Here is a 23,318-nt window from a genome sequence, read left to right on the forward strand (position 1 = left end):
GAACCGACTTATATCATCCGACCGCCATCCACACAACTAAAGCGATCGTCGAGAGGATGACGGCGAACTTCACGCCGGCCATCAGTTTCACTTCGCGGATATACCCGGCGATAAACGACGACAGCAACGCCTGCAGGGTGACTGCGTGGAAAAACAGCATCGACAGCGCGTCGGTGTCGATGTTGCTGCCGAACTGGCCGCCCCCGGCGGGGCTACCCCCGCCGGCGCCGCTTGCCTGCTGGGTCAGCCCCGACATCACGTCGAGGAACTGGGTCTTCAACAGCGCCATGACGCCCAGCAGCGTCAGATAGGTCATGATGATGATGACCGTCTGCATCCGGGTTCGGGACTTCCGGGAGCGGTCGATGTCGTCCTGGTTCTCGGCGGCCTGTGCCGCCGTCGACAGCACGTCCTGAATCTGGCTGGAGGCCTCCTGTGCCTCCGCGATGAGCTTCACCGTCCGGGCCATCCGCGGGACGTGGTACTTGTTGTTGAACTCCCGCAGGGCATCCTTGAGGCTGGTCCCGTAGTTCACCTTCGCGTGCATCGTCTCGAACTCGTCCGAGAGCTTACCCGCCGACGTCTCCGAGACGACCTTGATGGACTCGAGCAGCGTCATGCCGGTGTCGTTCGCCGAGGCGAGCTTCCGGAGGTTCTCCGAGAGGTTCCCGATGATGGCCTTTCGGGAGCGCTGGTTCCACTCGTAGAAGATGGCGAGCGGGATGAAGTTGATGTACATCGGTACGTACACCCAGAAGAACGTCCCCGAGACGGGGTTGGACTCCATGCCGGAGATGGTGAGCGGAGCCCATCCCAAGACGATGCTCAGGACCACGGCGAGGACGGAGAGGGGCGCCGACAGCCCCAGCACCAGCATCGGGTGGTCACGGAAGAACAGATGGGGCTTTTTTAGTATCTGGACCAGTTCGTAGGTGCCTTCACGGCCCTTGATACGGTCGAAGACGCTGTAGGACCCGGTGTAGGACTCGATGAGGCCGAGGTTGAAAACGGCGATACCCTCGTCGACGACGATCTCCTCCTCGTCGGAGTTGGGCCTGAGGTAGCCGTCCCCGACCGCGTCCTGAGTCACCGTCGAGACCAGCACCAGGAAGGCGATGCCGGTCAGCGGGATGAGTCCGTAGACGGTCCCGTAGATGAGCATCCCCTGCGCGTTGCCCATCATCGACATGATGACGAGGATGATGATGAGCAAGAGCGGGAACAGCGAGAGCGTCATGTACATCTCGCCGAACAGCTCCAGCGTCTCCAGCATCTTCTCCTGTTCCTGCTTGGTCGTCCGCATGTGCTTTTCCTTCTGGTCCTCGAGGAACGAGGTCATGTCCCCACCGGAGTTGATGATAGACAGCATGTCGGTGAGGAACTGCGAGAGCTCGTCAGAGGGGGTCTGTATCGCCTGGTTCCGAACGGCGGTCCGGTAGTCGGTGTCGAAATACTCCGTCTCGAGGACGATGGACTTGAACTCCTGTGCGACCTCGCCGTAGGTGTCGTCGGCCTCGCCCATCGCCTGCAGGATTTCGAGCTGGTTCAGGCCGCCCACGGAGAGCGCGTACATGAAGGAGATGGCGTCGGAGAGGAGGATGTTGATTTCGCGTTCACGCGCGCTGGCGCGGAAATAGGGTATCGAAACGAGCGAGCCGAAGCCGACGCCGAAGCCGATCGCCCCGAAGACGACGCCGGTGACGAGGATAATAAAGGGGAGTTTCAGCGTGTCGATGATCGAGAGCAGCATCTCGTTCTGTATCGAGATCCCGATAAAGGTCGGCGCCTCCGACCCGGAGAAGAAGATGGTCACGGCGAGAAAGCCCAGCAGGCTGCCGACGAGCCAGAGGGCGACGCCGGCGATGATACCGACGGCGAGCGCCCGCGCGAGGAACATCTCGACGTTGTCGGCCATCCGGGCCTGTGCGAGTTTGTCCTCGACGCTGTCGACGAACTCGCCTTCCTCGTCGAACAGGCGCTGGTAGGCCGGGTAGAAGGCGTCACCGAGGGTGCCGCCGCTGGCGAGGCGCTTTTGCTCTCTCGTGTCGAGACTCATCCGCTATCTGCCTCCTTGCCGGCCTTCGGGACGAACTGACCGAACTCGGTGGGTTCGTCGTCGTCGGTGTCGCCGTCGTTCTCTTCGAGGGCGTTGCCGTCCATCAGCGCGGAGACGATGTCGGGGGTGTCGCCGCTCTTGAACTTCGTGAACAGCGGTCCGGCGTTGTCGAGCACCTGTTTGGTCTCCTCGACCATCTCCGGCGGCGCGTCCGGTCGCGGCACCATCTCCTCTTTGTCCGGGTCGATGTCGATCTTGACCGACTCCATCTCCCGGAGGTCCTCCAGCGAGCGTTCCAGCTGGTCGTTCGCGATGAGCGTGAGGATGGTCTCGGGGTCATTGATAAAGGCCTGAATGGTCGCGGCGACCTCGGTGTAGGTGTTGATGCCCTGCTCGATGAGATAGGCCAGCACGACCTTCCGCTTGAACAGTTCCTCGTCGAGTTTCTCCTGTGTCCACCCGCGGTCGAACTTGATCTCTTCGAGGGTGTTCGAGTTACCCATCTGGATGTACTCGTCGGTCTCGGCGCGCCACTCGTAGACGTCCCGGACGTTTATCTCGTCGTTCTCGGCGGAGTACTCGTTTATCTCCGTGAGCGATTTGTTCCGGCGGACCTTGTTCCCGTCGACCCGGGTCTGGGTCTGGATGGAGACGAGATCGAGCGCGGTAAAGAGCGTCTTCGAGACGTTGATGGGCTCGGTGGTGAAGCGCTTGATGACCTCGCCCACCGAGTCGGCGTGGAAGGTGGTGTAGGTGGTGTGGCCGGTCGACATGACCTGGAACAGCGTCCGACCTTCCTCACCACGAATCTCACCCATGACGATGTAGTCGGGGCGTTGACGGAGCGCGGCCTCCAGCAGGTCGAACTCGTCGACGTCGCCCTTGTCGTCCTCCCCGAAGGAGGGACGGGTGATGCTCGCGACCCAGTTGCGCTGGGGGAGCTCGACCTCACGGGTGTCCTCGATGGAGACGATTTTGGAGTTCGACGGGATGAACAGGGAGACGGCGTTCAGGCTCGTCGTCTTTCCGGAGGCCGTACCGCCGGCGAAGATGAGGCTCTTGTTGTTCTCGATACAGAGCCACAGGAAGGCCATCTCGTCCAGCGAGAAGGTGTTCCAGTTGATGAGGTCGATGGGCGTGAAGGGGACGTCCTTGAACTGACGGATGGTGTAGTTGGTCCCGTGGTCCGAGACCTCCCGGCCGAGCGTCAGCTGCGCACGCGAGCCGTCCGGGAGCGTGGCGTCGATCTGTGGCTGTCGTTTGGAGATGCCCTTCCCGGAACGCTGGGCGAGTTTGACGACGAAGTCGTCGAGCTCGGTCTCGCCGTGTTCGACGTTCGAGATGATCTGCTCGTAGTCGGTGTGGTAGACGAACACCCGGGAGTTGTAGCCGTCACAGGAGATGTCCTCCACGTTGATGTCGTGTTTCACCGGGTCGATGAGCCCGTAGCCGACGAAGTCCCGTTTCAGCATGTACAGCAGCTTCTCGACCTGATACTCGCTGAGCGTCGACGGGTCGTCCGCGATAATCGCCGGTTCGGGTCGGACCGAGAGCCCGTTGAGCTGGCCCACCGCTTCGGTGGGCGTCACGTCGTCGGGGTCGAACAGGTCCTTGAGCTGGTCGAAGAAGCCGGTCCCGCCGCTCGTCGAATTGATCGGGTCGTCGTAGAGGTCGTACCGCGAGAGGAGCTGTTCGGCCTCGCGCTGGATGACCTGTGCCCGGTCGGCGTTGCTCCCCTTGACGATGACGTCGTCCTCGGAGTATTTGATGGCCGTCTTGAGCTTGCCGGAGAGAAAGCCCTTGAGGTCGCTCTCTATCGGGTTGAGATGGGGTTCGACGACGTAGTACTTCTTCTCGTTTTCCTTCCGGGACTGGAAGACGATGGCACAGGCGTAAGGCTTGTTGACCCAGTAACGCTCCAGTTCTTTGAAGTGTGTCTTCTTCGAGAACGGGACCGCCTTCTCCAGGTCGTAGCGGTTGACCACCGTGGTGTGGCCTTCCCGCGTCGAGAAGAACTCGTCTTCGTCGAGCTCCGGGTTCACGTCGACGGTGCGCTCCTCGACGAGTTCGTCGAGCTCCGAGGCGAAGTCCTCGGCCTGTGAGAGGTGGTTCTCCGCGTCCTCGGGCTCGAAGCCGAGGTGCGACCTTGGGTCGAACGGGACGACGTTGCCCTCGCCGTCCAGGGGCTGGTCGCCGTTCTCGTAGTAGAACTCCTGTTTGAAGTGCTCCCACGTGTAGGTCCCCTTGACCACGGGCGTCGTCGTCGGGTCGATATACTCGGCGAACGGCCGATTGACTGTCTTCGCGGCGCTGGCTCCCGCTTCGAGCCGGTCAGCTATCGCCTCGGGGTCGAACCCGAGATACTCGCTCCGATCGAACGGACCGCCGTCGTGTAGTTCACGCCGAAGGTCCTCCCACGTGTATGCCCCCACAGCCGCGTTTCGCTCAGGCGACGTGACCCCAGCGTCGGCCTGATCCGACCCGGATTCGTTTGTGTCCTCTATTGCCATTGTTGTTCACTTGCCTCCCTGTGTAAAAAATCTACTCGCCGACTCGGTGACGATAATCTCACCGGCCTGCACAGAGTAATGAGACACAGTATGCCCGAGTATCAACAGCTATCTTACTTAATCTTTCGCCACATTTATATCAACTGATAGCTGGTCGGTTACCAGCCGGCTCTGGGACCGATACGAGCCTTACGAGATGAACGACTCGATGCGGTTCATCGCGGTCTTGAGCTCGTCGAGTCCGGTGGCATACGAGATGCGGAGGTGGCCGTCGCCGCCCGCACCGAAGGCCGTCCCGGGGACCACGGCGACTTTCTCGGACTGGAGGAGCGCCTCGGCGAACTCGTCCGCGTCGTCCCACGGACACTCGGGGAAGGCGTAGAACGCGCCGGCGGCCGGGAAACAGGAGAGCCCCATCTCCTCGAACCGCGAGAGGACGTAGTTCCGGCGGCGGTCGTACTGGGCGGTCATCTCGTCGACCTCGTCGAGACAGCTGTCCAGCGCTTCGATGGCCGCGTGCTGGGCGGTCGTCGGCGCCGACAGCATCGTGTACTGGTGGACCCGGTTCATCGCCGTGATGGCCTGTTCCGGCCCCATCGCGTAGCCCAGTCGGAACCCGGTCATCGCGAACGCCTTCGAGAAGCCGTTGAACACGACGGTCCGTTCCCGCATCCCGGGGAGGGTGGCGATGGACGTGTGCTCGTGCTCGTAGGTGAGGTCGGCGTAGATCTCGTCGGCGAGGACGGCGAGGTCGTGTTCGCGGCAGAACGCCGCCACGTCGGCGAGTTCGTCGCCCGTCATGGTCGCCCCCGTCGGGTTGTTCGGATAGCAGTAGACGAGCGCGTCTGCCTCGGCGGCGCCCGACGCTTCGAGCGCGTCGCGGGTCAGTTTGAACTCGTCCTCGGCGCGGGTCTGTACGTCGAGCACGTCGACGCTCGCGAACGTGGCGCCGGGGACGTAGGAGATGTAACAGGGCTGGGCGACCGCGAGCGTGTCACCGGGGTCGAGCAGCGCGCGGAAGGCGAGGTCCAGCCCCTCGCTGGCGCCCGCAGTCACCAGTAGCTCCGTCTCGGGGTCGTACTGCAGGTCGTGCTCTGCGTGCTCGAACCGGGCGATGCGCTCCCGGAGCTCGCGCTTGCCCTTGTTGGCCGTGTAGGAGGTCTGGCCCCGCTCGAGCGACGTGATGGCCGCTTCACGGGCCGCCCACGGCGCGGAGAAGTCGGGCTCGCCGACCCCCAGCGAGATGATGTCGTCCATCTCCTCGGCCAGTTCGAAGAACCGACGGATACCCGACGGCGGCACGTCGTCGACCCGGTCCGCTGGCTCCAGTGTCATGGCGAGATGGAGAGCCGGTCGTCGTCGTCGTGGTCGTCGAAGTTCATCCCCTGTTCCTTGTACGACTCCATGATGTAGTGGGTGACCGTCTGGGTTATCTCGGGGATGGGTGCGACCTTGTCGCTGATGAAGTGCGAAACCTCCCGCATCGAGTCGCCCTCGACGGTGAGGTCGAAGTCGTAGTCGCCGCTGACCAGGCGCAGCGACGTCACTTCGGGGAACTTCGCGATGCGGTCGGCGATGTCGCCGTAGTTGGTCTCGCGGTCCAGCGCGACGTTGAGCTCGACGGTCGCCCGGACCCGCTCCTCGTCAGTGTCGACCGCGTCCCAGTTGATGACGGCCTGATAGCCGGTGATGACGCCGGCCTCCTCGAACTCCGCGACGATGTCCTCGACCTCGCTCTCTGTGAACTCGGTCATGTGAGCGAGGTCCTCGGTGGTGTAGCGGGCGTTCTCCCCAAGCAGGTCCAGAATCTCGCGTCGGCTGCTCATACAGAGTGGGCGGTACTCACTCTCAAAAGCCTTGCTCAACGATGGAAGACCGTGACAGTGTGTGGAGCCGTGGACGACGCGAGATTTAATTGGGAGCAGTCCGACGGATGGAGTAATGTTCGAGGACGCGACTGACGAGGCCGAGACCGGTTGGGGCCACGTCGCCTCACACGACGACGCGCCGGCCGTCATCGACACCCTCCTGCGGCTGGACCCGGACCGAACCTACACCAAGACCGAGCTGAGCGACGAGGCCGGCGTCGCGCTGAAGTCGCTGTATCTGGACGGGACGCTCGACCATCTCGTCGAGATGGGCTTTCTGGAGAAACACGCGGACGAGGGCGAGGAGGTGCTGTTCAGCGTCGACTCCGGGACCGCCGTCTTCGAGGCCGCCGCCGCGTTCGACGACGCCATCGCGGCCCGGCTCGACGACTACAGTAGCAACTGAAAATCAGTGCACGCCCGACCCCACGGCGACAGTGCGGTCGGTGTGTAAATCGTTTCAGTCGTTACTGTAGCCCGGCGGCGACCGGACGGCCGAATCCGCGCGTTCTTTATCTCGGCGGTCGAACCGCCGCCAACAGTGGCTCAAGCCGACCAGTCCCGGCTCGTCGTCGGTCTCGTCGGCGGCTCCCACCTCGTCAACCACGCCTACTTCATGCTGTTGCCGCCGATTTTCGGCCCGTTGCGGGCCGACCTCGGTCTGACAAGCGCCCAGCTGGGTATCGCGCTGGGGACCGTCGGCGTCGTCGTCACCGCGTTGCAGTTGCCCTTCGGCTCGCTGTCCGACTCGCGGGGGCGAACGCCGGTGCTGGCCGTCTCGCTCACCTTCGGCGCGCTGGGAGCGCTCCTGACGGCGACCGCGGGGAGCTACGCGTGGCTGCTCGCGGCGAGTGTCGTCACCGGCGTCGGTATCGCCGGCCACCACCCCGCTCACTACCCGCTCATCGGTGCGGCGACGACCCCCAATACGAGGGGGCGGGCCTACAGCGTCCACGGGTTCACCGGGGCGCTGGGCTTCGCTGCGCCGCCGGCCATCGTCGCGACGGCCGCGACGCTGGGCGTGGACTGGCGACTGGCCATCGGTTCTATCGCTGCCGTCGGGGCCCTCTACGGCGTGGCCTGTCTGCTCGCGTTCGACCGGTACGTCGACGAGCGCATCACGCATCCGACGGGCTCGGACGACACCACCGCACAGGGGCCGGCCACCGACGGCTCGCTCGTGGCCCGCGCCCGGCGGGAACTCCGCGGCCTGCTGTCCTCGCCGCCTATCGTCGCGCTCACCGTCCTCTGGTTTCTCACGTCGGCGGCCGGATGGGGGATAAAACAGTACACCGCGACGCTGCTCTCGACGGGCTACCCCGTGCCCGACGCCACCGCGAACTTCGCCGTCTCGGCGATGCTCACGGTCGGCGCGGTGGTCATCTTCGGCGGCGGCTGGCTCACCGACCGGTACGCCCCGGGACCGGTGCTGGTCGGCGGCTACGCCGCGCTGGTAGTCGTCGCGGGCCTGCTCGCGCTCGGGACGCTTCCGGTGGTTGGGGCGCTCGCACTCGTGCTCGTTCTCTCGGCGACCGTCGACGGCAGCCGGCCCGCCAGAGCGGCGCTCGCCGACGCGCTCTCCAGTGACGACGCGGCAGGCAAGAACTTCGGGCTCCTGACCATCGGTATCTCCGGAGGCGCCGCGGTGGCGCCGCCGGTGCTCTCGGTCGTCGTCGCCCGAGCCGGCGTGGCCGCCGCCTTCTGGGCTATCGCCGCCCTCGGTGTCACCGCCATCGGGCTCACGGCCGTCGTCCTGTCGGTCAGCCGGACGGGCATCCCACGCGTTCAGCCCGGCGACTGACGGGCGTGGGTCCGGCTGGCCGCCGTCCCCGGGCTTTTACTGCCCGGCCGCGTAGATGGGCCACTATGGTCTCACTCGACTCCGAATCCGACGTGCTCCAGCGCGGTGACGCCGCGCCGCCGTTCGAACTCGCCGGTGCGGACGGCGAGCAGTACAGCCTCGAGTCGTTCACCGACGCGGAGGCGCTGCTGGTCGTGTTCACGTGCAACCACTGCCCGTACGCGAAGGCCAAGATTCCGGAGCTGAACCGGCTCGCCGAGGCGTACGACGACCTCGCCGTCGTGGGAATCAACGCCAACGACCCCGAGGAGTACCCCGACGACTCCTTCGAGCGGATGCGGGAACTCGTCGCCGACGGCACCGTCGACTACGACGCCTATCTCTTCGACCAGGGCCAGTCGGTCGCGGCGGCCTACGGGGCGCGCTGTACGCCCGACCCGTTCCTCTTTCGCAACGACGACGACACCTTCCGCCTCGCGTACCACGGTCGCCTCGACGACGCGCCGAACCCGGACGACGAACCCAGCGAACGGGAGATGGCCGCCCACGTCGAGACGCTGCTCGCCGGCGAGGAGATAACCGCCGCGGAGAAGCCCTCCCGCGGCTGTTCGATAAAGTGGCGCGAGGGGTCGGAGCCGGAGTACTGGGACCTCTGAGCGTCCGGGGTATCTCCGTGCCGACAAGACCTGTCTCCCAGTAGAACACTACGCACGTTGTAATTCACCGTGCAGGTTTATGTTTCACCGTGTCGTCTATAATCATGTACTATGAAGAAACTTATCAACGACCCGGACGACGTGGTCGACGAGATGCTCGACGGGATGGTCGCTGCGTACCCCGACCAGGTCCGTCGGCTTCCTGACACGAAAGTGCTGGTACGCGCTGACGCGCCGGTCGATGGGAAGGTCGGTATCGTGAGCGGGGGCGGGAGCGGCCACGAACCAACCCACGCGGGCTATCTCGGTGCGGGAATGCTCGACGGTGCCGCGGCCGGCGAGGTGTTCACCTCGCCGACCGCCGACGAACTGGAAGAGCTGGTCGCCGCCGCCGACAGCGGCGAGGGCGTCCTCATGGTCATCAAGAACTACGAGGGCGACGTGATGAACTTCGAGACGGCCGGCGAGATGGTGGAGATGGAGGGGACCGACGTGGCCGAGGTCGTCGTGGACGACGACGTGGCCGTCGAGGACTCGCTGTACACCTCCGGCCGCCGCGGGGTCTGTGGCACCATCCTCGTCCACAAGGCCGCCGGGGCGAAAGCCGCCGAGGGCGCGGACCTGGCGGAAGTACAGCGCGTGGCCCAGAAGGTCGTCGACAACGTGGGGACGATGGGGATGGCCCTCACGTCGTGTGTCACCCCCGAGAAGGGCGAGCCGACCTTCGACCTGCCCGAGGACGAGATCGAGCTCGGCATCGGTATCCACGGCGAGCCGGGCGTCGAGCGGACCGACGTGATGTCGGCCGACGAGATAACCGAGGAGCTGACGGGAGCCGTTCTGGACGACCTCGACCTCGACGAGGGACAGGAGGTGCTGACCATCGTCAACGGGATGGGCGGCACGCCACAGATGGAGCTGTTCGTCGTCAACCGCAAGCTCCAAGAGCTGCTGGGCGAACACGGCCTCGAGACGTGGGACGCCTGGGTCGGCGACTACATGACGTCGCTCGACATGGAGGGCTGTTCCATAACCGTCTGTGCCGTCGATGACGAGCTGAAGGAACTGCTCGGCGCGTCGGCCGAGACGCCGGCACTGACGGTGAAATGAGCGACCAGGGTGAGGCGGTCGTCGCCGCGGTCGCGGCGGTCGCGGACCGGCTAGAGGCGGAGCGGAGCTATCTCACCGACCTGGACTCGGCTATCGGCGACGCCGACCACGGCGGAAACATGGCCCGCGGGTGGGCCGCCGCCGCCGAGGCCGTCGCCGACATGGCGGACCCCGAGCCCGGCGACGTGGTGAAGACGGCCGGCAAGACGCTGCTGTCGGAGGTCGGCGGCGCGTCGGGGCCGCTGTACGGCGGCTCGCTCGTCTTCGCCAGTCCCGAGCTCGCGGACGGTCTCACGGCCGAGACGGCCGTCGCCTTCGCGGAGACCTATCTGGAGAAAGTCCAGGACCGCGGCGACGCCCGCATCGGCGACAAGACGATGGTGGACGCGCTGGTACCGGCGGTCCACACGTTCAAGAAATCCGTCGAGGTCGACGAGATGACGCCTGTCGAGGGGCTGTCGAAGGCCGTCGCCGCCGCCGAGCGCGGCGTCGATTTCACTGTTCCGATACGGGCCTCGAAGGGCCGGGCCTCGTATCTGGGCTGGCGTTCTGTGGGGCATCAGGACCCCGGTGCGACCAGTACGCTGTACATCATGGAGGAGCTTCTCGGTGTCGCACGGGAGCGCCTCGACGTGACCGAACCGCTCCCCGACGACGCCGAGTCACCGACCGTTCCCGACGGGGAGGTCACCGAGGACTGATGGTCGGACTCGTCGTCGTCTCTCACAGCGCAACGGCCGCCGAAGGTATCGCCGAGGTCGCGGGTGAGATGGGCGGGGACACGCGTATCGAACCGGTCGGCGGGGACGGGCAGGGCGGTTTCGGAACCGTCGCCGACGGTATCGAGGACGCGCTGGACGAGGCCGACAGCGGGGACGGCGTGGTGGTCCTCGTCGACCTCGGGAGCGCCGTGATGAACGCGGAAGTTGCTATCGAGACGAGCGACGTCAAGGCGGTCATCGCCGACGCGCCGGTGCTCGAAGGCGCTGTCAACGCCGCCGTGGCCGCGACGAGCTCGAAAGCGACTGTCGAATCGGTCCGGGAACAGGCCGAAGCGGCCCGGGGCGTCGAGAAGCTGTAGGGTCACTCGGGCGTCGAAAGCACCGCTTCGATGGCGTCGAGGGCCGCCTCGGCGTCGTCACCGGTGGCGACGAGGCGCACGGTGTCGCCGTGTTTCGCGCCGAGTCCCGTCACCGCGAGCATACTGTTTGCGGGCACCAGTTTCTCGCCGTCGGCCAGTCCGATCTCGACCGTCGCGTCGTACTCGGTGACCGTCTGGACGAACTGTGAGGCGGGGCGTGCGTGCAGCCCGGCCTCCGGGACGATATCGACTAGTCGCTCCATACACACCAGACGCGCCGTACGACCATTACTATACTGGAGTCTCCAAACGGTTTAGTGACCACGCGCTCTCTGGCCGGCCGTGAGTCGCCCTCTCGGTTACCTGTCGGTCGCGCTGTCGGTGGCCTGTGCGTTCGGGTACCTCGTCGTCCAGCGGATCAGGGTCGACGCGCTCCTCCCCGGGGTAGGCCCCGGAGTGACCCTCTTTCTGGCCGACGCACTCGCCCTCGCCGCCATCGGCTTCGCCACGTACGGTTCGTACCGACTCGTCCTCGTCGCCTTCGACCGCCACACCCCCGACAAGCGCCGTCAGCACGACGCGCGAAACGTCTTCCGCCTGACCTTCGGCGTGGCCGGGACCATAGCGGTCCTCGGTGTCATCACCCAGCAGTGGGTCGGGCTGCTGTTCTCCCTGGGGGTGGTCGGGTTCGCCGTCACCTTCGCGCTCCAGCAGCCGCTGTTCTCGCTCATCGGCTGGCTGTACATCATGGTCAAGCGCCCCTACCAGGTGGGCGACCGGGTCGAGATCGAGGATTCGAAAGGCGACGTGGTCGAGGTCTCCTTTCTGGTGACGACGCTGTGGGAGATAAACGGCGGGCTGGTGTCCTCGAACCAGCCCTCCGGTCGCATCATCACGCTGCCAAACAGCGTCGTCCTCTCCTCGCACGTGATGAACTACACCCGCGAGGACTTCCCGTTCGTCTGGAACGAGCTGTCGATACAGGTGGCCTACGAGACCGACTTCGAGTTCGCGACCGAGCGGATGCGGACGGTGGCCGACGAGTACATCGGCGACGAGATGGCCGCCCGTATCGGCCGGTACCGGAAACGCCTCTCGGAGACGCCGGTCGAACTGGAAGTGCAGGACCGCCCGTCGGTCAACGTCGTCCAGCAGGAGTCGTGGGTCGAGTTCCGCCTGCGGTACCTCGTCCACCCGCGGCGCGGCCAGCGGGTGCGAAACGAGCTGTACAAGCGGATTCTCGACGCGTTCAACGAGGAGCCCGAGCGGGTGAAGTTCCCGGTGAGCCGGAATCGGTGACAGCCTTTACCGTCGGGGCGGGCTCAACACCGGTATGGACGAGACGCCGCTCCCGGCCGTCACCGAGCAGTTCGCACGCGCCCTCGCCCCCGAGCCCGACGCCATCGTCGCGGAGATGGACGAACGAGCCGACCGCGAGGGGTTTCCCACCGTCGGCCCGGCCGTCGGCGCGTGGCTCCGCATGCTCGCCCGACTGACCGACGCCGACCGCGTCTTCGAGTTCGGGTCGGGCTTTGGCTACTCGGCGTACTGGATGGCGCCGGCAGTTCCCGAGGACGGTGAAATCGTCCTCACCGAAATCGACGCCGACGAACTCGATTCGGCCCGGGAGTACTTCGAGCGCGGCGGCTACGCCGACCGCGCCGCCTTCGAGCACGGCGACGCGCTCGACGTCGTCGAGCGCTACGACGGCCCCTTCGGCGTGGTGTTGGTCGACAACGAGAAACAGCGCTACGTCGAGGCGTTCGAGGCCGTCCGGGAGAAGGTGCCCGTCGGCGGCGTGGTGGCTGCCGACAACGCCGTCGAGGCCGAGCCGCTCGACTTCGGCGACATCCGGGCGTTGCTCGCCGGTGAGCGGGTCGCGGCCAGCGACGCGAGCCGCGGTATCGCCGACTATCTGGAGCGGGTCCGGGACGACCCCGACTTCGAGACCGGGCTGTTGCCGCTGGGTGAAGGCGTCGCGGTCAGCGTCCGCGTCGCCTGATAGGGACGTCACAGAGCACGTACGAGCGCCGTGCCCGGCGGTCCGACAGAAGAATCATTTCCGTTCGCGGCCCTAGTCACCATATGTCGACTGACGACACAGACAGTACGGGCGACATTTTCGGGATAGACGGGGCTGTCATCGACCGGACAGCAGACCGCGCCGGCGTGGAGCCGGACCGACTGGCCGGCGCACTGGAGGTGTTACACGCCGACCTCATCGGTCGCCACTCGAATCTCGAACGCACGACCGAGTACGTGACCGTCGACGGGGTGCGGGCCTACCGGGTCGCGTCGTCGGTCTGGGAGGAGTTCCTCGAAGCGTTCGACTTCGACGCCGACCTCGCCGGGGCACTGCGGGCCGCCCACACCGAGCAGGCACGCCTCCTGTTCGCGAAGTCCGTCACCGGTGACGACCACTTCGGCGCCGACGAGGCCGGAGTGGTCGTCAGCATCGACACCGCCGAGCAGTTCTGATACTGGCGGCTGTGCGTTCGGACAGCTATTCGCCACGCGAACTCCGTCAGTGTGTTACAGCCGGCAGTACGGCGCCCATTCTCGTCTGCGAAAATGGGGGTGTATAGCTTATGTGGCAGGCCTCGCAACCTCCGGGCAACTAATCATGAGTTTGATGATAGACATCAGGAAGCTCGGGCTGTTCAACAAGATGGCCAAGGAGGGCGGCAACACCGTCGCCAACCATCTGAGCCAGATGACCGGGATGGAGACGGAGATGGAGATCACGAAGATAAACTTCATCGACATCCCCGACATCAAGACGCACATCGGCGACGAGAAGCAGATCGGCATCAGTATCGAGATGGTCGAGAAACCCCACGGCTATATCCTCTTTCTGTTCAACGCCCGGAGCGCCAAGGACCTCGCTCACGGCATGATCGGCGACATGGGCGAGACCAGCGACGCGGGCGGGTTCACCGACATGGAGCGGTCCGCCATCCAGGAGATCGGGAACATCATGACCAGCGGCTTCATCGACGGCTGGGCCAACGTCCTCGATACGACCATCGACATCTCGACGCCGAACTTTACCTTCGGCCCCGGCTCGGGGATGGTCGACCAGCTCGTGGGCGGCCGGGACAACGACATGGCGCTGATGTTCGACTCGCGGGTCCACGCGCTGGACTCGGACATCAACGTGAAGGTGTACACGTTCCCCGAACTGGAGGAACTGGTCGGGCTCATGCAGGAAATCGAGGTCTGAGACGGACTGGAACAACGCGTTGTCCGTCACTATTAATTTACGGACTTTCTTGTGGTATGGGCTCTATTCACACGTATGCCAGGTGGTTCTCCCCAGACACTCCGGCCGTTCCTGTGGCGCGCGCGCCAGCTGTACGCTGAGACGGAGGTCGTCTCGCGAACGCACGAGGGTATCGTCAGGTACGACTACGACACCTACGGCGACCGCGTCGCGCAACTCGCCAACGCGCTCACAGCGGCGGGCTACGGCGCCCCCGACTCGGCACCACAGGACTCCCCCGCGCGTATCGGGACGTTCTGCTGGAATCACCATCGCCACTTCGAGACGTACTTCGGCGTCCCGGGAGCGGGCGCGCAACTGCACACCATCAATCCGCTGTTGCCCGACGAGCACATCCAGTACATCGTCGAGAACGCGGCCGACCGGACGCTCTTTGTCGACCAGTCGCTGCTGCCGAAACTCGAAGGCGCAGTCGCCGACGACCCCGACCCCTTCGAGACGGTCGAGCGGTACGTGGTGATGGGCGAGTCGGTCCCCGAGACCGAGCTCGACGCCGTCGCCTACGAGTCGTTCATCGGCGACCAGCCGACGACCTACGACTGGCCCGAACTTTCCGAGGACCGGCCCGCCGGGCTCTGTTACACCTCCGGGACGACCGGGCGGCCCAAAGGCGTCGAGTACACCCAGCAGATGCTGTGGTCGCACACGATGGGCATCCAGTCACCGCAGGGAATCCCGCTCGCGGACGACGACGTGATGATGCCTATCGTCCCGATGTTCCACGTCAACGCGTGGGGGCTCCCCTTCTCGGCGACCGCCGGGGGCGCGAAACACGTCTATCCCGGTCCCAAACCGTCGCCCGAAGACCTCGCCGGCCTCATCGAGGACGAGGGCGTCACCGTCACCGCCGGCGTCCCGACCGTCTGGCTCGGGCTGATGGAGTACGTCGAGGAGCACGACGTCGACCTCTCGTCGCTCGACCGACTGGTGGTCGGCGGCAGCGCCGCGCCCGAGGCGATGATACGCTTTTTCGACGACAGAGGGGTCGACCTCGTCCACGCCTGGGGGATGACCGAGACCGCCCCCGTCGGCACGGTGTCGCATCTCAAACACGGTCTCGCGGAGGAGGACTACGAGACCCAGCTCTCGAAGCGCCGCAAACAGGGGCTCGTGGTTCCGGGACTCGAGTTCAGGGTCGTCGACGACGACGGCGAGCGGGTCCCCCACGACGGGGAGTCGTTCGGCGAACTCCACGTTCGCGGGCCGTGGGTCACCACGGAGTACTTCGCGCGGCCGGAGGCCACCGAAGCGGAGTTCGCGGACGGCTACCTCAAGACCGGCGACGTGGTGACGGTCGACCCCGACGGCTACATCGACATCGTCGACCGCGCCAAGGACGTCATCAAGAGCGGCGGCGAGTGGATATCCTCACAGGAGCTGGAGAACGAACTGCTGAGCCACGAGGCCGTCGCCGAGGCCGCGGTCATCGGCGTCCCCCACGAGCGCTGGCAGGAACGCCCGCTCGCGCTGGTCGTCCCCAGCGAGGACGGCGCCGAGTCGCTGTCGGACGTGCTGCGTGACCACATCCGGGAGAAGTACCCGGACTGGTGGGTCCCGGACACCGTCGTCACCATCGACGAGATACCCAAGACAGCGACGGGGAAGTTCGACAAGAAGGTGCTTCGCGACGAGTACGCGGACGAGTCGCTGGTCAGGGGACGCGTCCCCGACGACGCGGCGCCGGAGTAGTCGTTCCGCGCCCGACTTGCGATGCCATCACCGGTCGACACGAGCCGGAAACAACTCTGTTGAGGTTTCCTCCCGTTTCACGAGGTATTTGGTGACACCACACATGGGTAGGAGTATGGAGCTACTTTCGGAGTATCCGGTGCCCGAACACGCCCGACCAGTCAAAGCCGAGGCCCGCGAGTTCGCCCAGGAACACATCGCGCCCGTCGCCGCAGATTACTACGAGTCGGGAGAGTACCCATGGGAGGTGCTCGAAGCGGGGATGGACGCCGGGCTCGTCGCCGGTGACATCAGCGAGGAGCTCGGCGGGCAGGGGTACGACCTGGAGCAGATGCTCGCTATCGCGGAGGAGTTCTATCGGGCCGACGCCGGCATCGCGCTGACGCTGCAGCTGGCGAGTTTCGGCGCGGAGATAATCGAGGACCACGGCAGCGAGGCCCAGCAAGAGGAGTTCCTCCGGCCGGTCGCCGAGCACGACCAGATAACCGGGCTCGCCGTCTCCGAACCAGAGACCGGCAGCGACCTCGCGGGGATGACCACCAGCGCCGAGAAGGACGGCGACGAGTGGGTCCTCAACGGCGAGAAGTACTGGGTGGGCAACGCCGTCGAGGCCGACTGGCTCACGCTCTACGCGAAGACGGGCGACGACCCGAACAACCGCTACGGCAACTACTCGATGTTCATCGTCCCGACGGACGCGCCCGGGTATCACGCCGAACACATCCCGGAGAAGATGGGCTTTCGCGCGTCCAAACAGGGCCACATCGTCCTGGAGGACTGTCGCATCCCCGAGGACCACCTCGTCGGCGTCGAGGGCGCCGGCTTCTACATGCTCGCGGAGTTCTTCAACCACGGGCGGGTCGTCGTCGCCGGCCACGGGGTCGGTCTCGCCGCCGCCGCCATCGAGGAGGCGTGGGAGTTCGTCCACGACCGGGAGGCCTTCGGCCGGACCGTCGACGAGTTCCAGGCCGTCCAGCACAAGCTCGCGGACATGCAACTGCAGTTCCAGTCGGCCCGCTCGCTCTCCTGGGACGCCGCCGCGCGCGTCGCCAATCAGGAGAACGCCGGCTACTGGGCGGCGCTGGCCAAGACCGCCGCGACCGAGGCCGCCACGGAGTGTTCCCAGATGGGCATGCAACTCCACGGCGGCCGGTCGGTCCTGCTGGAGAACCGCATCTCGCGGGTGTTCCGCGACGCCCGGATTCCGGTCATCTACGAGGGCGCCAACGACATCCAGCGGAATCTCATCTACCGGCAGACGCCGGAGTAGTCACTCCGTCAGTACGACATCGACGTCTGCGATATCCCGCACCGGCCCGCGGTCGAAGTCGTTCCTGTTGTGTGTGACGAACGTCCCACCGGCTTCCTGCGCCGTCGCCAGGTTCAGCAGGTCGACGGGGTCGAGGGTTACGCCCTGTGACTGCAGCTTCTCGTCGAGATACGCGGTGTCGATTGTGAACGGGAGGATTCTGTCGAAGCTGGACCGGAGGTGCTGGATTACCGTCCGGTTCGAGTTCCGGAGCTTCACCAGTACGTCCCTGTCGAGGACAATCATCTACCGGCGGTTCTCCAGCGAGTCGTTCAATCGGTCACGGGCGTCGTCCATCCGCTCGACTTCGCTCTCGTCGACGGACGGCAGCGACTGTGCGATGGCTTCGACGTCTTTCTCGGTCCGGCTGAGCCTGTCCAACAGGTCGTTGAAGCTCTCGTCGTCCCGTTTCAGGTCCGGAGCCGTTCTTTCACTTCGTCGCTGACGCGTATCGTGCTCATGTGTATACGATGTGTACAGGACGGCGTAGTAGTTTCGGCGAACCACAACTAGTTCGGACCCACCCTTTTCTTTTCAGCCGTCCAAGGTCCGGTATGGAAGACGTAGGACTCACTTTCCTCGACCGCGGCCGCGTGATGGCCGACCGGAGCTTCGTCGTCGACGGCACGAGCGTCGCGACGGCCTCGAACCGCGAGCCCGACCACGAGTACGAGGAGTACGTGGTCTGGAACCTCGTCATCGAGACGCCCGAGCGGACGATACTGTGGGACACCGGCTCGCATCCGGAGGCCGGCGACGGCTACTGGCCCGAGCCGCTGTACGAGGCCTTCGCCCACGTCGACGCCGCCGACCATACCCTGGAGGGCGACCTCTCCGAGGCGGGCTACGCGCTGGAAGACATCGACGCGGTCGTGATGAGTCACCTGCATCTGGACCACGCCGGGGGGCTGTACAACTTCGCGGGCACCGACGTGCCCGTCTACGTTCACCGGGAGGAACTCCCCTACGCCTACTACAGCGCCAAGACCGCCGAGGGCTCTATCGCCTATCTCGCCAGCGACTTCGACCACGAGCTGAACTGGGAGGTCGTCCACGGCGATAGCTACCACCTCGCCGACGGCGTCGAGTTGCTCCACCTCCCGGGCCACACACCCGGGCTGCTGGGCGCGCTCGTCGAGCGGCCGGGCGACCCGCTGCTGGTCGTCGGCGACGAGGCGTACGTGGCGGCCAACTACGAGGGCCAGTCCATGGCCACGAGCCTGCTGTGGAACAACGCGGCCTGGCGGGAGAGTCTGGCGCGCTGTCGGGATATCCAGCGCGAGACCGGGGCCGAAATCCTGCTGGGCCACGACCTGTCGGTGTTCGAGCGGCGGCGTTAGCCCACTGGCCGCAACGTCAGCGTCTCGCCGTCGCGGGTCCGGACGAGCCAGCGCTCCGCGTCCCGCTCGCGGACCCTCCAGAGGCCGAACTGCAGGTGTAGTTCGAGTTCGACGGCGTTGACGCGCTGGCCTGTCTCCTCGATGCGGTAGGCCGTGGCGTCCATAGCGAGCTACTGTTCGAGCATCCCGTAGCGCCCTTCGAGGTGGTCGACGATGTAGTCGACCGTCGACGCGTCGTAGGTCCAGAAGCCGTAGAACCGGCGGGGCTCGCGCTCCTCGGCCAGCAGGGCGCACTTCTGTGTGGTCCCGTCGCCGCCGCTCGTCTCGTCGTCGAAGACGACGAACCAGGAGTTCGCGATCTCGTCAGCGCGGTCGAGGTGGAGCTGGAACGCGCTCTGTTGGGGCGGGTCGACGTCGGGGACGGCGTAGGCGTGGACCGCCACGGGCGAATCGCCCAGCCGCTCGTAGAGGTCCAGCTCCCCGCGGAGCGTCGAGAGGGTCTGGAAGCCGGCATAGAGCGAGCCGCGGCCGACCCGCCACGCGCGGTCCTCTATCTCGCGGGAGGCCGAGACCATCCGCCCGATGGACCAGGAGGTAAACAGCGTCTCGTCCAGATGGTCGAGGACCGTTCGTCGCGCGCCGTCGGAGAGATGGCGGTCCCGGCCCGCCAGCGTCTCGTAGAAGGAGTCGAGATCCGTCGCCGTGTAGACGCCGTCCCCGTCCGAGAGCGTGAGGAACTCGCCGGGGCGGCCGCTAGCGGTCGTCTCGGAGACGACGCGGACGTTCCGGTCCGCGAACCGCTCGCGCAGTTCGTCGGTGTCCGCCTGCCCGGCGTTGAACACGGTTAGCGTCTGCTCGTGGTCTTCAACGCCGGCGATGAGTTCACTGAGCGACATTCTCACGCCACCGTTCGGCTGGGACGGCATTAGCCCTTCCGACGGGGTGCAACCCCGGCCTGCCTCGGGGCCGGGAGTGTGGCCAAACGTGTGAACTACCGACGGGTTTTCGATGTTCCTGAGAAAATATCGACTGACAAATCTATCTCTGTTCCCACATGATAGGAATTTTATATCCGGCGCGAATTACTCAGTGAATCGATTCCGGAAAATTGGGTGCCCTCGTCCGAATAATAACGATTAATGGGCCTTGATATAGTGGAAAATCTTTAGTCGTGGCCCCCCAACCTTCCGGTACGGCACCAGAGCTGGGGCCGAGGATTTCACAATGACAGACAACGAACTAATCTGGCGAATCGCTGGCGGTTCCGGTGACGGGATCGACTCGACGAGTCAGAACTTCGCGAAGGCCCTGATGCGTTCGGGACTTCACGTTTTCACACATCGTCACTACCCGTCGCGCATCCGTGGCGGCCACACGTACGTCGAAGTACGTGCCAAAGACGAACAGGTACAGTCACGCGGCGACGGCTACAACTTCCTGCTCGCCCTGGGTGACTCCTTCGCCCGGAACCCACAGGACGAGGCCTACTACGGCAAGGAAGAGCTGAAGCCGCTGTACGAGAACTTCGACGACCTCCGCGAGGGCGGCGTCCTCCTGTACGACGAGGGCCTCCTCGACGAGGAAGACGTCGACGAGATCGAACTCGAAGAACACGCCGAAGAGAACGGCTGGCACGTCGTTCCGATGGATCTGCGCGGTATCGCGAAGGAACACGGCCGGGAGATCATGCGCAACACGGCCGGTATCGGTGCGACCGCCGCTATCCTCGATATCGGTACCGAGGAGTTCGAGGAGCTCATCGAGCAGAACATGTCCGGCGACATGCAGGAGGCGAACCTCAACGTCCTGCAGGACGCCTACGAGGCCGCCTCGGAGCTGGACATCGACCACGACATCGACGTCCCCTCGGGCTCGCACGACGAGGAACAGGTCATCCTCTCGGGCTCTAACGCTATCTCCTACGGTGCGCTCGACGAGGGCTGTCGGTTCATCTCGGGCTACCCGATGACCCCGTGGACCGACGTCTTCACTATCATGTCCCAGCACCTCCCTGAGTTCGGCGGTATCTCGGAGCAGGTCGAGGACGAGATCGCCGCGGCGGCGCTCGCGCTCGGTGCGTCCCACATGGGCGTCAAATCCATGTCCGGGTCCTCCGGCGGTGGCTTCGCGCTGATGTCCGAGCCGCTCGGCCTCGCGGAGATGACGGAGACGCCGATCGTGCTGGTCGAAGCGATGCGTGCCGGTCCATCGACCGGGATGCCGACCAAGCCCGAACAGGCCGACCTCGAACACGTCCTGTACACCTCACAGGGCGACTCCGCCCGCGTCGTGTTCGCGCCGGCGAACATCCGCGAGTGTTACACGCAGACCCGCGCCGCGTTCCGGATCGCCTACGAGTACCAGATTCCGGCCATCGTCGTCTACGACCAGAAGATTCAGGGCGAGCTCCGGAACATGCCCGCGAGTCACTTCGACGAACAGGCCAACTCCGACCCAGGGTCGGTGCTGACCGAGGAGGAAATCGCGGAGGCTGCCCACCATTCGTCGGGCAAGTTCCAGCGCTTCCTCCACGAGCCCGAAGACGGCTCGAACGTGAGCCCCCGTTCCGTCCCCGGCCAGAAGGACGGACGGTACCTCGCGACCGGTAACGAGCACAACCCATCCGGGCACATCAGCGAGGACCCCGAGAACCGCATCGCGCAGATGGAGCGTCGGCTGAACAAGCTCGACGACATCCGCGCGGACCTCGACGAGAACGCCTCCCACCAGACCTACTACGGCCCCGAGGACGCCGAACACGGCGTTCTCGTCTGGGGCAGCCAGCAGGACACGGCCTTCGAGGCCGTCGACCGACTCAACGAGAACGGTCACTCCGTGAAGGCGCTGGGCGTCTCCGACATGATGCCCTACCCCGTCGAGGAGGTCTCCGAGTGGCTCGACTCCGTCGACCAGGTGCTGGTCGTCGAGATGAACGCCACGGCCCAGTTCCGCGGGCTCACCCAGAAGGAGATCGGCAAGTACGGCGACAAGATGTCGAGCCTGCTGAAGTACAACGGCAACCCCTTCGAGCCCGCCGAGATCGTCGACGGGTTCGAGTCCAGTATCAACGGCGAGGAGCTCGCCGCGACCAACATGAAGTACCTGCCAGCGGCAGGTGACTAACTATGAGTGCATTCAGTGCAATCGGAGACGACCGCGAGATAGACCGAGACGAGTTCACGCCCGGCATCGAGCCACAGGCCACGTGGTGTCCCGGCTGTGGTGACTTCGGTGTCCTCAAGGCGCTGAAACAGGCCATGCCCGAGGTCGGCCGTAACCCCGACGAGGTCGCCCTGTTTACGGGTATCGGCTGTTCCGGGAAGCTCAACAGCTACTTCAACAGCTACGGCTTCCACACCATCCACGGCCGCTCGCTGCCCGTCGCCCGGGCCGCGAAGCTGGCCAACCCCGACGTCGAAGTCATCGCCGCCGGCGGCGACGGCGACGGCTACGGTATCGGTGGGAACCACCTCATCCACACCGCTCGTGAGAACCACGATATGACGTATATCGTGTTCAACAACGAGATCTTCGGCCTCACCAAGGGCCAGACCTCGCCGACCTCGCCGAAGGGTCACAAGTCGAAGACCCAGCCCCACGGCTCGGCGAAGTCGCCGATTCGACCGCTCAGCCAGTCGCTCAACGCCGGCGCGACGTACATCGCCCGCACCGCGGCTGTCAACCCGAACCAGGCGAAGGAGATAATCGCCGAGGCCATCGAGCACGACGGCTTCGCGCATATCGACTTCCTGACGCAGTGTCCGACCTGGAACAAGGACGCGAAACACTACGTCCCGTACACGGACGTCCAGCAGTCCGACGAGTTCGACTTCGACCTCTCGGACCGCGCGGAAGCCGCCGAGATGATGCGAAAGACCGAAGAGCGCCTCTACGAGGGCGAGGTGCTCACCGGTCGGATGTACGTCGAGGACGAGCGCCCCTCCTACGGGGCCGAGAAGCGCGCCATCGGCGAGATGCCCGAAGAGCCGCTCGCGGAGCGGTACTTCGACGAGGACGCGGAGTGGGAGCGGACCTACGACAACCTCCTCGAACACCACAAGTAAGCCGTCCGTCTCGGGTCTGCCGGCCGCATCGACGGACCCGAAACCCGGTTACTGATTCGGAACATATTTTTTCACCCACGGTAAATAATCGTTCATGAGTGTCGAGTCTACGGAGCGTCGTATCCTGTCCGTCCTCGAAGAGGACGCGCAGGCATCATACGCCGAGATAGCGGACCGGGCCGAAGTCTCGAAACCCACCGTCCGCAAGTACATCAAGAAACTCGAAGAGGAGGGGGTCATCGTCGGCTACTCCGCCGACATCGACCCCAAGAAGCTCTCGGGGCAGTCGATAGCCATGGTCGGTATCGACGTGGCCAGCGAGCGCTACGTCGAGGCGACCCGCCGGCTCTCGGACATCGACGCCGTCGAATCGCTGTACACCTCCAGTGGCGACCACATGCTGATGGCCGAGGTGCGCGCGACCGACGGGAACTCGCTGGCCGCCGTCATCGAAGACGAGATCCTCGAACTCGACGGCGTGACCGCGGCGCACCCGTCGTTCCTGCAGGAACGACTGAAATAACGGGTTTTTAGACGCTCCGGAGCGGAGG

The 23,318-nt window shown here is 65.2% G+C and carries 24 protein-coding genes and 1 pseudogene; 16 read left to right on the forward strand and 9 right to left on the reverse strand.

Annotated elements, in window-relative coordinates; all coding sequences use genetic code 11:
- Nucleotides 1-13: 13 nt before the first annotated feature.
- The 4 genes from NDI56_RS07260 to NDI56_RS07275 all read right to left on the reverse strand — a co-directional run bounded on the left by NDI56_RS07260 (nt 14) and on the right by NDI56_RS07275 (nt 6,392).
- Complete coding sequence (locus NDI56_RS07260) at nt 14-2,056, reverse strand: type II secretion system F family protein (RefSeq protein ID WP_310918771.1); 2,043 nt, start codon at nt 2,054-2,056, stop codon at nt 14-16.
- Nucleotides 2,053-4,566: a type II/IV secretion system ATPase subunit gene (locus NDI56_RS07265; RefSeq protein ID WP_310918772.1), complete on the reverse strand. Its 2,514-nt coding sequence runs from the start codon at nt 4,564-4,566 to the stop codon at nt 2,053-2,055. Before NDI56_RS07265 ends, NDI56_RS07260 begins: the two co-directional genes overlap by 4 nt.
- Nucleotides 4,567-4,755: 189 nt before the next feature.
- Nucleotides 4,756-5,901 carry a pyridoxal phosphate-dependent aminotransferase gene (locus tag NDI56_RS07270; protein ID WP_310918773.1) on the reverse strand — a complete coding sequence of 382 codons (1,146 nt, stop codon included), beginning with the start codon at nt 5,899-5,901 and terminating at the stop codon, nt 4,756-4,758.
- A complete protein-coding gene (locus NDI56_RS07275) occupies nt 5,898-6,392 on the reverse strand; it encodes an Lrp/AsnC family transcriptional regulator (RefSeq protein ID WP_310918774.1) in 495 nt (164 codons plus the stop codon). The genes NDI56_RS07270 and NDI56_RS07275 overlap by 4 nt, the downstream gene beginning before the upstream one ends.
- A gap of 115 nt (nt 6,393-6,507) precedes the next feature.
- Between NDI56_RS07275 and NDI56_RS07280 the strand changes: the two genes are divergently transcribed.
- From NDI56_RS07280 to NDI56_RS07305, 6 genes are all read left to right on the forward strand, one after another.
- Entirely contained in the window at nt 6,508-6,840 is a 333-nt protein-coding gene (locus NDI56_RS07280) for a hypothetical protein (protein WP_310918775.1), read from the forward strand.
- Nucleotides 6,841-6,975: 135 nt separating this feature from the next.
- On the forward strand, nt 6,976-8,235 hold the full coding sequence (locus tag NDI56_RS07285; RefSeq protein ID WP_310918776.1) for an MFS transporter: 1,260 nt from the start codon (nt 6,976-6,978) through the stop codon (nt 8,233-8,235).
- A gap of 65 nt (nt 8,236-8,300) precedes the next feature.
- On the forward strand, nt 8,301-8,891 hold the full coding sequence (locus NDI56_RS07290) for a thioredoxin family protein (protein WP_310918777.1): 591 nt from the start codon (nt 8,301-8,303) through the stop codon (nt 8,889-8,891).
- A gap of 111 nt (nt 8,892-9,002) precedes the next feature.
- The gene (gene dhaK / locus NDI56_RS07295) at nt 9,003-10,001 is read left to right on the forward strand and encodes a dihydroxyacetone kinase subunit DhaK (protein ID WP_310918778.1); all 999 of its coding nucleotides are present in this window, start codon (nt 9,003-9,005) and stop codon (nt 9,999-10,001) included.
- On the forward strand, nt 9,998-10,702 hold the full coding sequence (dhaL, locus tag NDI56_RS07300) for a dihydroxyacetone kinase subunit DhaL (RefSeq protein ID WP_310918779.1): 705 nt from the start codon (nt 9,998-10,000) through the stop codon (nt 10,700-10,702). The genes dhaK and dhaL overlap by 4 nt, the downstream gene beginning before the upstream one ends.
- Nucleotides 10,702-11,082 carry a PTS-dependent dihydroxyacetone kinase phosphotransferase subunit DhaM gene (locus NDI56_RS07305; protein WP_310918780.1) on the forward strand — a complete coding sequence of 127 codons (381 nt, stop codon included), beginning with the start codon at nt 10,702-10,704 and terminating at the stop codon, nt 11,080-11,082. Before dhaL ends, NDI56_RS07305 begins: the two co-directional genes overlap by 1 nt.
- Before the next feature lie 2 nt (nt 11,083-11,084).
- Here the strand turns inward: NDI56_RS07305 and NDI56_RS07310 are convergent, their stop codons facing one another.
- On the reverse strand, nt 11,085-11,345 hold the full coding sequence (locus NDI56_RS07310; RefSeq protein ID WP_310918781.1) for an HPr family phosphocarrier protein: 261 nt from the start codon (nt 11,343-11,345) through the stop codon (nt 11,085-11,087).
- Between the two features lie 79 nt (nt 11,346-11,424).
- On the opposite strand from NDI56_RS07310, the gene NDI56_RS07315 reads away from it, so the two are divergent.
- From NDI56_RS07315 to NDI56_RS07340, 6 genes are all read left to right on the forward strand, one after another.
- Nucleotides 11,425-12,381 (forward strand): mechanosensitive ion channel family protein, encoded by a 957-nt coding sequence (locus NDI56_RS07315; RefSeq protein ID WP_310918782.1) that lies wholly within the window; start codon nt 11,425-11,427, stop codon nt 12,379-12,381.
- A 34-nt stretch (nt 12,382-12,415) separates the two neighbouring features.
- Nucleotides 12,416-13,084 (forward strand): O-methyltransferase, encoded by a 669-nt coding sequence (locus NDI56_RS07320; protein WP_310918783.1) that lies wholly within the window; start codon nt 12,416-12,418, stop codon nt 13,082-13,084.
- An 83-nt stretch (nt 13,085-13,167) separates the two neighbouring features.
- Nucleotides 13,168-13,560: a DUF8048 family protein gene (locus tag NDI56_RS07325; RefSeq protein WP_310918784.1), complete on the forward strand. Its 393-nt coding sequence runs from the start codon at nt 13,168-13,170 to the stop codon at nt 13,558-13,560.
- A gap of 145 nt (nt 13,561-13,705) precedes the next feature.
- The gene (locus NDI56_RS07330) at nt 13,706-14,305 is read left to right on the forward strand and encodes a chemotaxis protein CheC (protein ID WP_310918925.1); all 600 of its coding nucleotides are present in this window, start codon (nt 13,706-13,708) and stop codon (nt 14,303-14,305) included.
- Between the two features lie 75 nt (nt 14,306-14,380).
- Complete coding sequence (locus NDI56_RS07335) at nt 14,381-16,054, forward strand: long-chain fatty acid--CoA ligase (RefSeq protein WP_310918785.1); 1,674 nt, start codon at nt 14,381-14,383, stop codon at nt 16,052-16,054.
- Nucleotides 16,055-16,169: 115 nt separating this feature from the next.
- Nucleotides 16,170-17,324, forward strand: coding sequence for an acyl-CoA dehydrogenase family protein (locus NDI56_RS07340; RefSeq protein ID WP_310918786.1), 1,155 nt, complete (start codon nt 16,170-16,172; stop codon nt 17,322-17,324).
- On the opposite strand, the gene NDI56_RS07345 is transcribed toward NDI56_RS07340, so the two are convergent.
- Nucleotides 17,325-17,609 carry a type II toxin-antitoxin system VapC family toxin gene (locus NDI56_RS07345; RefSeq protein WP_310918787.1) on the reverse strand — a complete coding sequence of 95 codons (285 nt, stop codon included), beginning with the start codon at nt 17,607-17,609 and terminating at the stop codon, nt 17,325-17,327.
- Nucleotides 17,610-17,824, reverse strand: a pseudogene (locus NDI56_RS21725) (DUF7557 family protein).
- Between the two features lie 93 nt (nt 17,825-17,917).
- Here NDI56_RS21725 and NDI56_RS07355 point away from each other — a divergent pair.
- Complete coding sequence (locus NDI56_RS07355) at nt 17,918-18,703, forward strand: N-acyl homoserine lactonase family protein (RefSeq protein ID WP_310918789.1); 786 nt, start codon at nt 17,918-17,920, stop codon at nt 18,701-18,703.
- Here NDI56_RS07355 and NDI56_RS07360 read toward each other — a convergent pair.
- Nucleotides 18,700-18,867, reverse strand: coding sequence for a hypothetical protein (locus tag NDI56_RS07360; protein ID WP_310918790.1), 168 nt, complete (start codon nt 18,865-18,867; stop codon nt 18,700-18,702). The two genes, NDI56_RS07355 and NDI56_RS07360, sit on opposite strands and share 4 nt — an antisense overlap.
- Nucleotides 18,868-18,873: 6 nt before the next feature.
- A complete protein-coding gene (locus NDI56_RS07365; protein ID WP_310918791.1) occupies nt 18,874-19,599 on the reverse strand; it encodes a DICT sensory domain-containing protein in 726 nt (241 codons plus the stop codon).
- A 328-nt stretch (nt 19,600-19,927) separates the two neighbouring features.
- Between NDI56_RS07365 and NDI56_RS07370 the strand changes: the two genes are divergently transcribed.
- From NDI56_RS07370 to lrpA1, 3 genes are all read left to right on the forward strand, one after another.
- Nucleotides 19,928-21,826, forward strand: a complete 1,899-nt coding sequence (locus NDI56_RS07370; RefSeq protein ID WP_310918792.1) for a 2-oxoacid:acceptor oxidoreductase subunit alpha — start codon at nt 19,928-19,930, stop codon at nt 21,824-21,826.
- A 2-nt stretch (nt 21,827-21,828) separates the two neighbouring features.
- On the forward strand, nt 21,829-22,767 hold the full coding sequence (locus NDI56_RS07375) for a thiamine pyrophosphate-dependent enzyme (RefSeq protein WP_310918793.1): 939 nt from the start codon (nt 21,829-21,831) through the stop codon (nt 22,765-22,767).
- Between the two features lie 94 nt (nt 22,768-22,861).
- Nucleotides 22,862-23,290 carry an HTH-type transcriptional regulator LrpA1 gene (gene lrpA1, locus NDI56_RS07380; protein ID WP_310918794.1) on the forward strand — a complete coding sequence of 143 codons (429 nt, stop codon included), beginning with the start codon at nt 22,862-22,864 and terminating at the stop codon, nt 23,288-23,290.
- Nucleotides 23,291-23,318 lie beyond the last annotated feature (28 nt).

It is taken from the genome of Halomicroarcula saliterrae (assembly GCF_031624395.1).
GTDB lineage: Archaea > Halobacteriota > Halobacteria > Halobacteriales > Haloarculaceae > Haloarcula > Haloarcula saliterrae.